Genomic DNA, 10,990 nt, shown 5'->3' with positions numbered 1-10,990 from the left:
CGGATATCGTCGGCTCATGCCAACGACCCGTGTTGCCGTCCTCGGCAGCATCAACATGGACCTCACGACGTTCACGCCGCGGCTGCCTCAGCCGGGTGAGACCCTGCTCGGCACCACCTTCGCAGCCTCGCAAGGAGGCAAGGGCGCAAACCAGGCGTTGGCGGCCGCACGCTCGGGTGCCGACACGACCTTCCTCGGGGCCGTCGGCTCCGACGCGTTCGGCCAGGATCTGATCGACACTCTGACCGAGGCCGGCATCGACATATCCCTGGTCCGCCACGTCGACGGACCGAGCGGCGTCGCCTCGATATCCGTGGACGGTGACGGCGAGAACACGATCGTCGTCGTCGCGGGCGCCAACTCGTCACTGCTCACCCTGTCCGACGCCGAGCGTGACGCCATCGCGGGGGCCGACATCCTCATGTGTCAACTCGAGATCCCGCTGGAGACCGTCGTCGAGGGTGCTACACACGCGCGCGACCACGGCACTCTCGTTCTACTCAATCCCTCCCCTGCGCAGGACCTGCCGGACGAGCTCGTCGAGGCCGTCGACGTTCTCGTCGTCAACGAAGCCGAGGCACGGGAGTTGGCCCACGTCGTCTCCCGAGTGCCGCACGTCGTCACCACGCTCGGCGCGCGAGGCGCCCACTACCGCGGCCCCGAGTCGGCATCGGACTTCCGCTCGCCCACGGTCGACGCGATCGACACCACGGGAGCAGGCGACGCGTTCACCGGGGCGCTCGCCGCCGAGTGGTCCGCAGGCCCCGACGACGCAATCCGGTGGGCCTGTGCGGCAGGCGCTTTCGCAGCCACGCGACGGGGCGCCGGTTCCTCGTCGGGAACACGCACGGACATTCGAGGCGTCGGACAGGAATGAGCCTGGCTACGGGCCGTCAGGCAAGCCCGGCGAGCCCGAATCCCGCGGCACACGCCGCAACCGACAGCACGAGCGTGCCGACGGCGTAGCCGATGGCCTTCGCGCGCTTCCCGGACCGGACGAGCCGGACGGTATCGACACTCGCGGTGCTGAACGTGGTGTATCCGCCGCAGAACCCGGTTCCGATCACAGCTTGAAGATCCGTCGAACCATTCTGCAACACAACGAGTCCCGCGAGAAGGCCGAGCACGAGAGAACCCGAGACGTTGATGGCCGCAATCGCCCACGGAATCCCCGATCGCGGAAATCGACTCCTGAACCACGAATCGACGGCGAACCGCGTCACCGCACCGAGTGCGCCCGCAAGAGCGACGAGGACGACGATCACCGAGCGCTCCTTCGGCGGTGACCGGCTGCTCCGACGACGATGCCCGCCCAGGCAGCGACGCCGCCGAGGACCACGGTCCCGGCCCCGTAAGCCGATGCGGTGGACCAGTGTCCGTCACGAGTCAGCAGCACCGCTTCCAGCGCGAACGTGCTGTAGGTGGTGAACGCCCCGCAGAACCCCGTCCCCGCGAGCAGACGTACTCGTTGCCGCACACCGATATCCGGTCCACGCCTCGCCAAGTTCTCCAGCACGAGGCCGAGGACGAACGCTCCGACGATGTTGATCACGAAGGTTGCCACCGGCCACCCGGAAGGCCGGTGCGGCAGCGCCTCCTCCACACCGACACGGGCGAGTGTTCCCACGACGCCGCCGACGAAGACCGACGCCAGCGCCGACATGCTCGAATGCAACGGACGCGTCGACGTCGTTTCGCGCTCTCCAGGATCCCCGCCGGAATCGCGGCCTCCGCCGTCGCCCATGTCGCCTCCTCGTACCACCTTCTGCAGAAGAGTATCGACCCTCGTCCGGTCGTTCCTTGTCACACCGGTGCGGCACGATGGTGCCATGACAACCGCATCGCACACGCCGACAGACCTGCGCGCCGACGCCGAGCGCCTGCTCCGCGAGCTCGCGGGGGACGGTGCGAGCCTGCGCGAGGATCAGTGGGTCGCCATCGAGGCACTCGTGGTCGGTCGACGCCGCGCACTGGTCGTCCAGCGAACCGGGTGGGGAAAGTCGGCGGTGTACTTCATCGCAGCGAAGTTGCTTCGGGAACAAGGCCTCGGCCCGACGGTCATCGTCTCGCCGTTGCTGGCACTGATGCGCAACCAGGTCGCCTCGGCGGAGCGTGCGGGAGTGAAGGCCGCGACCATCAACTCCGGAAACATGACCGAGTGGGAAGACATCCACGCCGACGTCGCAGCGGGCAGACTGGACGTTCTGCTGGTCAGCCCGGAGCGCCTGAACAACCCGGACTTCCGCGATCAGGTTCTACCGTCGCTGGCCGGCGACGCGGGCCTGGTCGTCGTCGACGAGGCCCACTGCGTGTCGGACTGGGGTCATGATTTCCGGCCGGACTACCGTCGCATCAGGACCTTGATCTCCGAACTGAGAGAAGGAATTCCGGTTCTGGCCACCACCGCGACCGCCAACGACAGAGTGGTGTCGGACGTCGCCGCACAGTTGGGAGTCGGCGGCGGTGACACCCTCGTGCTGCGCGGAGGCCTCGAACGGGAATCACTGCATCTGTCGGTCGTGCAGATCGAGAACTCGACCGAGCGAGCGGCGTGGCTCGCGTCGCATCTCGCGCAACTGCCCGGTTCCGGGATCATCTACACCCTGACGGTCTCCGCAGCCAAGGACCTCGCCGCGTTGCTGTCCGATCAGGGCCTCGCCGTTGCCGCGTACACCGGCCAGACCGACACGACGGAACGCGAGTCGCTCGAGACCGACCTGCTGAACAACGACGTCAAAGCTCTGATCGCGACCTCGGCCCTCGGGATGGGATTCGACAAACCGGACCTCGGTTTCGTCGTGCACATGGGCGCCCCTTCATCTCCTATCTCGTACTACCAGCAGGTCGGGCGTGCAGGCCGCGGCACCGATCGCGCCGAGGTGATCCTGCTTCCCGGTCACGAGGACAAGCAGATCTGGAGTTACTTCGCGTCGGTTGCGTTTCCGCGGGAACACGTCGTCAGGCAGGTGATCGAGACTCTCGATCCGGTGAAGCCTCAATCGACACCGGCCCTCGAACCGTTGGTCGACTTGAATCGCAGTCGATTGGAGATGGTCCTCAAGGTCCTCGACGTCGACGGCGCGGTGCAGCGTGTTCGTGGTGGATGGATCGCGACCGGCGAGCCGTGGACGTACGACGCCGAGCGCTACGAGCGGCTCGAACAGGCTCGCGACTCCGAACAGCAGGCCATGGTCGACTACCAACGCACCGACGGCTGTCGCATGGATTTCCTCCGGCGCCAACTCGACGACCCGGACCTGACGGACACTCCGTCCCGATGTGGCCGATGCGACAATTGCACAGGCCAGTCTTACTCTGCACAGGTCGAACAGGCTGCTGTCGATCAGGCTCGCAGCAGGTTGGACCGCCCGGGACTCGACCTTCCCCCGCGCAAGCAGTGGCCGAGCGGAATGAAGAAGCTCGGCGTCTCACTGTCGGGAAAGATCACCGACGGGCACGAACCCGGTCGCGTCCTGGGAAGGTTGACCGACCTCGTCTGGGGAAACCGCCTGCGTTCCGTCCTCGACGGTCCGGACGAGGCAGCGCCGTCGTCGTTGGTCGATGGATGCATCAAGGTCCTCGCATCGTGGGATTGGAAGGTCCGCCCGACGGCTGTCCTGGCCCTCGAATCCGCGTCGCACCCGGTACTCGTCAGGTCCGTGGCGAGCGAGCTCGCACGGATCGGCCGGCTCACCGACCTGGGAGTTCTCGGTCAACGGCCAGATCATCCGGTGGTGACGGCCTCCAACTCGGCCTTTCGGGTCGCGGGGCTCGTGGACTCCTGGGACATCCCGGACCTCGACAGCGTCGACGGGCCGATACTGCTGGTCGACCTCGTGACCGACACCGGATGGACGTTCACCTGCGCCGCCGACGCCCTGCGTAGGGCCGGAGCGGACGCCGTGCTCCCGTTCGCTCTTGCCACCCCCAAGTAGACGCCCCGAGGACATTAAGTCCAGACTGTGGATCGGCGGCAGGTTATCGGAGTCGAAACTGCTCGCCGTTACCCTGAATCACACATTTGTGACCAGCGTCACAATAACCCTCTAACCTGGGGAAGCAAGGTGGTTTAGAGGGTCAATTTCCCGGGGTACATGAAATGCCATGGCCACCTTGTTACGTTTGTATTTCCTATGAAGCCCGCACAGCTGAGAGCGACCTCAATCACTGCGCCGGACGCAGTGAAGTTTCGTAGTCCAAAGATTTCCGACGGAGTCCGGCTCTGGGAGATCGCAAGAGATTCGAGAGTGCTCGATCTCAACTCGAGCTACTCGTACATCCTGTGGTGCAGGGACTTTGCTGCAACATCCGTCGTGTCGGATGTCGGCGGCAGAGCAGTTGGTTTCGTCACCGGCTACATCCGGCAAGACTCCCCCACAACGTTTTTCGTGTGGCAGGTTGCGGTCGATGCCGATCAACGAGGCAAAGGTCTCGCCGGTCGTATGTTGAACGAACTGCTCGATCGCCTCACCCCCCAGGGCATCACACACCTGGAAACCACGATCAGCCCCGACAACGAGGCCTCGATCGCACTGTTCACGGCCCTCGCTCGAACACGAGGGACCGACATTGGAAAATCAGATCTGTTCGCGCCCAATGATTTCCCTGATAGCCACGAGGCCGAGGAGCTCTACACCGTAGGCCCCGCCGCCGTGCGCACAAACGAAAGGAACAAGCAGAACATGACCGAAAAGATTGTTACCACAGAGAAGCCCGACGTCTTCGAGACAGTCGAGTCCGCCGTCCGCAGCTACAGCCGTCAGTGGCCCGCTGTGTTCAAGACCGCGAAGAACTCGACCCTCGTGGACGAGAACGGCCGCGAGTACCTCGACTTCTTCGGTGGCGCAGGCGCACTGAACTACGGCCACAACAATCAGATCCTCAAGGACGCTCTGGTGGATTACATCCAGAGTGACGGCATCACGCACGGGCTGGACATGTCCACCGTCGCCAAGCGCGAGTTCCTCGAGTCGTTCAAGAAGAACATCCTTGACCCGCGCGGACTCGACTACAAGGTTCAGTTCCCCGGCCCAACAGGCGCCAACACCGTCGAGGCAGCTCTGAAGCTCGCCCGCAAGGTGACCGGACGTGAGTCGATCATCAACTTCACCAACGCTTTCCACGGCATGACACTCGGCGCGTTGTCGGTCACCGGCAACTCGATGAAGCGAGCCGGCGCCGGAATTCCGCTGGTGCACACCACCCCGATGCCGTACGACAACTACTTCGGCGGTGTCACCGAGGACTTCCAGTGGTTCGAGCGTGTCCTCGACGACTCCGGCAGCGGATTCAACCGTCCGGCAGCAGTCATCGTCGAAACCATCCAGGGTGAAGGCGGCATCAACGTCGCTCGTCCGGAATGGCTTCGTGCACTGGCCGAGCTGTGCTCGCGCCGCGAGATCCTGCTGATCGTCGACGACGTCCAGATGGGGTGCGGCCGCACCGGCCAGTTCTTCTCCTTCGAAGAGGCGGGCATCGTCCCGGACATCGTCACGCTGTCGAAGTCCATCGGCGGCTACGGAATGCCCATGGCACTCACCCTCTTCAAGCCTGAGCTCGACGTGTGGGCGCCGGGTGAGCACAACGGCACCTTCCGTGGTTTCAACCCGTCGTTCGTCACCTCGAAGACGGCCATCGACACCTACTGGTCCGACGACAAGTTCGAGAAGGAAGTTCTCGCCAAGGGCGAGCACATCCAGGACAACTTCATCAAGCTGTGCGCCAAGTACGACGGGGTGTCCACCCGCGGTCGCGGCATGGTCCAAGCGCTCGTGTTCGACGAGCCGGAGAAGGCAGGCAAGGTCGCTGCACTCTGCTACGACGAAGGACTGCTCGTCGAGACCGCAGGTCCGTCCGACGAGGTCGTCAAGCTGCTTCCGCCGCTGACCACGACCGTCGAAGAACTCGATCGCGGACTGGACATCATCGCAGGTGCTACTGCCAAGGTGTGCTCCTGATCCAGCAGGATCCGATCCTGCTGCACACCATCGAGCTGCACATTCGTCGAAGGGAGACAACACATGATCGTGCGTACCACCGAGGAAATCACCGGGACCGATCGCGACATCTCGAGCGAGGACGGCAACTGGCGCAGCAAGCGCATCGTCCTGGGCGGCGACAAGGTCGGTTTCTCTTTCCACGAGACCACCATTCAGGCCGGCACGGTGAACAACTTCCACTACGCCAACCACATCGAGGCCGTCTGGCTCATCGAGGGTGAAGGCACGTTGACCGATCGCGAGACCGGCGAGACGTACGAACTCGGTCCGGGATCGATGTACCTGCTGAACGGCAACGAGCGCCACACCGTCGAGCCGCGCACCCAGATGCGCATGTTGTGTGTGTTCAACCCGCCGGTGGTCGGCAACGAGACCCACGACGAGAACGGTGTCTACCCGCTCGTGGAAGTTCCCGCATAAAGTTTGTTCTCATGACTCCACCCCGCTCGAATGCTGTTGCCGTCGGACCTGAAGAGGACCGCATCACGGTTTCTGCGATCGAGCGGGGTGGAGCCGTTGTTGCGCCTCTGGCCGACGCGTCGGGCCTAGTCTGGACCGAGGGGCCGTCGAGGTTTCCGACCGCTCTGCCGTCGACCGTCGAGTGGGTGCAGCTGCCGTCCGCGGGTGTCGAAACGTGGTTCGAGGCTGGAGTGTTCGACGCCCATTCTTCGGTTCTGTTCACCTCCGCTGCGGGCGCCTACGCTGCCACCGTCGCCGAACACGCTCTTGCACTACTGCTCGCGGGCGTGCGTGCTCTGCCCGAGCACCTCGAAGCCCGCTCCTGGCAGCAGGAGCGATTTCTGAGCAAGGTCGGCACGCTGCGCGGGTCGACGGTCACGATCCTCGGAGCAGGCGGAATCGGCCGGGCGTTGATCCCGCCGCTCACCGCGCTCGGGGCGGAGGTCGTCGCGGTGAACCGCTCGGGCCGACCCGTGCCGGGTGCAGTGCGCACGTTGCCCGTCACCGCTCTGGCCGATGTGTGGCCCGGCACCGACCACGTCGTGATCGCTGCACCGGCGACACCGGCCACCCGCCACCTCGTCGGCGCGCAGGAACTGGCTCGGCTGCAGAAGCATTCCTGGCTGATCAACGTGGCACGTGGGTCACTCGTGGACACCGATGCTCTGGTCGACGCCCTCACTGCCCGGACCATCGGTGGCGCAGGCCTCGATGTCACCGACCCCGAGCCGCTGCCCGACGGCCATCCTCTGTGGACGTTGCCGAACGCGATCGTCACTCCGCACGACTCGAACCCGACCGCGCTACGTCACGCTGCCTACGCCGACCACGTCGCATCCAACGTCGCGCGCTTCGTCGCAGGTGAGACGCTTGCCGCGCGCATCGACTCGACGCAGGGATACTGAGCGCTAACCTGGAGAACGTGGCAACGACAGTCCGCGCAGCCCCCTCTGCCAGCCGGCTCGACGACATCGTCGAGCTGCTGACCGGCAAGCGGGTCGCCGTCGTGTCGGGCGCAGGTATGTCCACCGATTCCGGGATTCCCGATTACCGGGGCCCGGACTCTCCGCCGCGCAACCCGATGACCTTCCAGCAGTTCGTCGGCGACGACGAGTTTCGCCGTCACTACTGGGCACGCAACCACGTCGGCTGGCGACACATGGACGCTGCGCAACCCAACCGCGGCCACCGAGCTCTCGCGGCCCTGGAGCGTCGCGGAAACGTTTCCGGCGTCATCACCCAGAACGTGGACATGCTGCACACCAAGGCAGGCAGCCGACGGGTCATCGACCTACATGGTGTCTACGCCCGCGTGACGTGCCTCGACTGCGGACGGCTCGTGTCCAGGTACACACTGGCCCGTCGCCTCGAAACGCGAAACCCCGGCTTTCTCGCCAGCGTCGCGCCGGCCGACGGCGTGGAAATCGCCCCCGACGCCGATGCTGTCATCTCCAGCACCGCCCACTTCCGCATGGTGGACTGCGAGGCGTGCGGTGGTGTGCTGAAACCGGACATCGTGTACTTCGGGGAGAGTGTCCCCAAGCCTCGAGTCGCGGAAGCGTTCGACCTCGTCGACTCGGCGGACGCACTTCTCGTACTCGGGTCGTCTCTCACGGTGATGTCGGGCCTGCGGTTCGTCCGCCGCGCCGCGAAAGCAGGCATCCCCATCGTCGTGGTCAACCGTGGATCCACCCGCGGCGACGAATTCGCATCGATCGTCAGCGCTGCCGGGTGCTCGGAAACTCTCACCGGACTGCTCGACGCGCTGCCGCCAGTGCACTGACCACAACCGCAACCGGCCCCTGGCGCTCCTCACCGCTCGAATGAATCCCCGAGTCCGCTACAGCTCCACGGACACCAGGTCGTCGGCGTGAACCACTGGCCGCTGGAGTTCGGGAGCCAGGTCGGAGCTCGACTTTCCGAGCATGCCGGACAACTCGGACGCGTCGTACGCCACTACTCCCCTGGCGACGACGGCTCCAGCGGGATTGCGCAGTGCAACGACGTCGCCTCCGTGGAAGTTGCCGGTGATACCGACGATGCCGGCGGACAGCAGCGAGCGCCTGAGTTCGACGACGGCACGCACGGCGCCCGCGTCGAGGTGCAGGTCGCCGTCGACATCCGCGGCGTGCCGGACCCAGAACTTCCGTGACGACAGTCGGATCGGCCGGGCAGCGAAGGCCGTTCCGACTCCCGCATTGGTGAGTGCGTCGTTCGCGTCGGACGCAGCGGCAAGCAGGACCGGCACACCAGCATCGGCTGCGAGTCGCGCAGCGGACAATTTGGAGGCCATTCCGCCCGTGCCGAGTGCTCCTCCGGATCCTGCGACCACTCCGTCCAGGTCTTCCGGGCTGTCGACCTCGGGGATGAGCGTCGCGTCGCCCTTGCGCGGGTCGCCGTCGTACAGGCCGTCGACGTCGGACAGCAGAACCAGTGCGTCTGCTCCCGACAGGTGCGCGACGAGGGCTGCCAGCCGATCGTTGTCACCGAATCGGATCTCGGCGGTGGCGACCGTGTCGTTCTCGTTCACCACGGCGACCGCTCCGAGCGAGCGCAACCGGTCCAACGTACGTTGAGCGTTTCGGTGATTGGTGCGTCTGGCGATGTCCTCGGCCGTCAGCAGTACCTGCCCGACGGTACGACCGAAACGTCCGAACGACGTGCCCCACGCATGCGCCAGCGCGAGCTGGCCGACACTGGCCGCAGCCTGTTTGGTCGCGAGGTCTCGTGGCCGCTTGGTCAATCCGAGCGGCGCAATTCCGGCGCCGATGGCACCGGACGACACGACGATCACGTCGGTCCCGGCACGCATGCGAGTCTCGACGGCTTCCGCCAACGCATCGAGACGCGTGACGTCGAGGCCGCCGACCAGAGATGTCAGCGCCGAGGATCCGATCTTGACGACGATGCGCTTGGCGCCCGCGATGGTGCTTCTCGTCGCCGATACCCTTGACGCAGAATCGGATTCAGCGCTCACGTTCCCTCACTCTTCGGGGTCGAGCCCACGCCGGACTCGACGAGCGTGCTTACGTTCGTCCGCGCTGATGCGCTCGACCTGATCGAGCCGTGCGTCGGTGCCACGTCCGGTGCGGACGATGTCGACGCCGGCGGAAGTCTGCGGTTCCCAGTCGAACGTGACGTCACCGATGGTGACCGATGCGCCCGGCTCCGCTCCGAGTTTGATCAACGCGTCCTCGACGCCGAGACGTGCCAACCTGTCGGCGAGGTAGCCCACGGCCTCGTCGTTGCTGAACTGTGTCTGCGCGACCCACCGTTCGGGTCGTGTACCGAGCACCAGGAAACCGCCGGGCACGTCGGGATCCTTGACGACCTCGAAGCCGTCCTCGTTGCGTGCCACTGGACGGATTACTGCACGACGAGGCTCTGCAGGCGGGTGCGCCACCCGGTACTCCTCGACCATCTTCGCCAGAGCGAAGATCAAGGGCTTCAATCCTTCTCGGCTCACAGCCGAGATCGTGAACACCGGCCAACCGCGCGCCTCGAACTCGGGGGTCACCATCTCGGCGAGCTCGGCAGCCTCCGGGATGTCGGCCTTGTTGAGCACGACGATGCGGGGACGGTCGGCCAGGTCACCCAGGCTCGCGTCACCGAGCAGCGCAGGCTTGTAGGCAGCGAGTTCGGCTTCCAGCGCGTCGACGTCCGAGACCGGATCGCGACCGGGATCCAGTGTTGCGCAGTCGACCACGTGAGCGAGCACCGCTGTCCGCTCCAGGTGCCGGAGGAAGTCGAGACCGAGCCCCTTGCCCTGGCTGGCTCCGGGAATCAGGCCAGGAACGTCGGCGACGGTGTAGGTCGTGTCACCGCTGGACACGACACCCAGGTTCGGCACGAGTGTCGTGAACGGGTAGTCCGCGATCTTCGGCTTGGCGGCCGACAGCACCGACACGAGAGATGATTTACCGGCGGACGGAAAGCCGACGAGTCCGATGTCCGCGACGGATTTGAGCTCGAGCACCAGGTCGCGCTCGACGCCTTCCTCACCGAGGAGGGCGAAGCCGGGAGCCTTACGGGCTTTGGACGACAGCGCTGCGTTGCCGAGTCCGCCCCGGCCGCCGGGCGCAGCGTCGAATCGAGTGCCCTCACCGATCATGTCCGCGAGAATGCGGCCGTCCTTGTCGAGGACGACGGTGCCGTCGGGCACCTTCAGGATCAGATCCTCGCCGTTGGCGCCCTCTCGGTTGCCACCCATGCCCTGGGTTCCGTTGCTGGCCTTGGCGTGCGAGTGGAAGTGGAAGTCGAGCAGAGTGTGCACACTGCTGTCCACGACGAAGACGACTCCGCCGCCGCGTCCACCGTTGCCGCCGTCGGGTCCGCCGAGCGGTTTGAACTTCTCGCGATGAACCGAAGCGCAGCCGTTGCCGCCTTTACCGGCGCTGACGTGCAGCACCACGCGGTCTATGAATCGTGACATGGCTGCCTTCGATCCTTCCTCGGCCAGGTGACCGAATGTCTGTGCCCCACGAACGCGATAAGGGCGGACCGGGTGTCTTAGACCCTGGTCCGCCCTCGTC

Annotated in this window: 10 protein-coding genes and 1 pseudogene; 7 read left to right on the top strand and 4 right to left on the bottom strand. The window is 65.4% G+C overall.

Features of this window, described 5'->3' with window-relative positions; translation table 11 throughout:
- Positions 1–16 precede the first annotated feature (16 nt).
- Complete coding sequence (locus tag CH289_RS19875; protein ID WP_026347729.1) at positions 17–877, top strand: ribokinase; 861 nt, start codon at positions 17–19, stop codon at positions 875–877.
- Between the two features lie 16 nt (positions 878–893).
- Here CH289_RS19875 and crcB read toward each other — a convergent pair whose 3' ends face one another.
- Positions 894–1,265 (bottom strand): fluoride efflux transporter CrcB, encoded by a 372-nt coding sequence (gene crcB / locus CH289_RS19870; RefSeq protein ID WP_019664713.1) that lies wholly within the window; start codon positions 1,263–1,265, stop codon positions 894–896.
- On the bottom strand, positions 1,262–1,744 hold the full coding sequence (locus CH289_RS19865; protein ID WP_019664714.1) for a fluoride efflux transporter FluC: 483 nt from the start codon (positions 1,742–1,744) through the stop codon (positions 1,262–1,264). The genes crcB and CH289_RS19865 overlap by 4 nt, the downstream gene beginning before the upstream one ends.
- 85 nt (positions 1,745–1,829) lie before the next feature.
- On the opposite strand from CH289_RS19865, the gene CH289_RS19860 reads away from it, so the two are divergent.
- The 6 genes and pseudogenes from CH289_RS19860 to CH289_RS19840 all read left to right on the top strand — a co-directional run bounded on the left by CH289_RS19860 (position 1,830) and on the right by CH289_RS19840 (position 8,241).
- Positions 1,830–3,935: a RecQ family ATP-dependent DNA helicase gene (locus tag CH289_RS19860; protein ID WP_026347730.1), complete on the top strand. Its 2,106-nt coding sequence runs from the start codon at positions 1,830–1,832 to the stop codon at positions 3,933–3,935.
- Between the two features lie 159 nt (positions 3,936–4,094).
- Positions 4,095–4,634: pseudogene (gene ectA / locus CH289_RS28805) on the top strand (diaminobutyrate acetyltransferase); the annotation flags it as partial.
- 48 nt (positions 4,635–4,682) lie between these two features.
- The gene (gene ectB, locus CH289_RS19855; protein ID WP_230593924.1) at positions 4,683–5,957 is read left to right on the top strand and encodes a diaminobutyrate--2-oxoglutarate transaminase; all 1,275 of its coding nucleotides are present in this window, start codon (positions 4,683–4,685) and stop codon (positions 5,955–5,957) included.
- A gap of 63 nt (positions 5,958–6,020) precedes the next feature.
- Positions 6,021–6,419, top strand: coding sequence for an ectoine synthase (locus CH289_RS19850; protein ID WP_019664717.1), 399 nt, complete (start codon positions 6,021–6,023; stop codon positions 6,417–6,419).
- 11 nt (positions 6,420–6,430) lie between these two features.
- Complete coding sequence (locus CH289_RS19845) at positions 6,431–7,363, top strand: D-isomer specific 2-hydroxyacid dehydrogenase family protein (RefSeq protein ID WP_094710742.1); 933 nt, start codon at positions 6,431–6,433, stop codon at positions 7,361–7,363.
- A 17-nt stretch (positions 7,364–7,380) separates the two neighbouring features.
- Complete coding sequence (locus CH289_RS19840; RefSeq protein ID WP_019664719.1) at positions 7,381–8,241, top strand: NAD-dependent protein deacetylase; 861 nt, start codon at positions 7,381–7,383, stop codon at positions 8,239–8,241.
- A 57-nt stretch (positions 8,242–8,298) separates the two neighbouring features.
- Here CH289_RS19840 and proB read toward each other — a convergent pair whose 3' ends face one another.
- Both proB and obgE read right to left on the bottom strand, forming a co-directional pair.
- Positions 8,299–9,435: a glutamate 5-kinase gene (gene proB, locus CH289_RS19835; protein ID WP_094728401.1), complete on the bottom strand. Its 1,137-nt coding sequence runs from the start codon at positions 9,433–9,435 to the stop codon at positions 8,299–8,301.
- Positions 9,436–9,441: 6 nt separating this feature from the next.
- Entirely contained in the window at positions 9,442–10,890 is a 1,449-nt protein-coding gene (obgE, locus tag CH289_RS19830; RefSeq protein WP_037110291.1) for a GTPase ObgE, read from the bottom strand.
- Between the last annotated feature and the right edge of the window lie 100 nt (positions 10,891–10,990).

Origin of the sequence: Rhodococcus sp. RS1C4, assembly GCF_002258225.1 — a bacterium.
Classification (GTDB): domain Bacteria; phylum Actinomycetota; class Actinomycetes; order Mycobacteriales; family Mycobacteriaceae; genus Rhodococcoides; species Rhodococcoides fascians_E.
The sequence above is the reverse complement of the archived record's forward strand: the minus strand, read 5'-3'. Positions and strand labels throughout refer to the sequence as shown.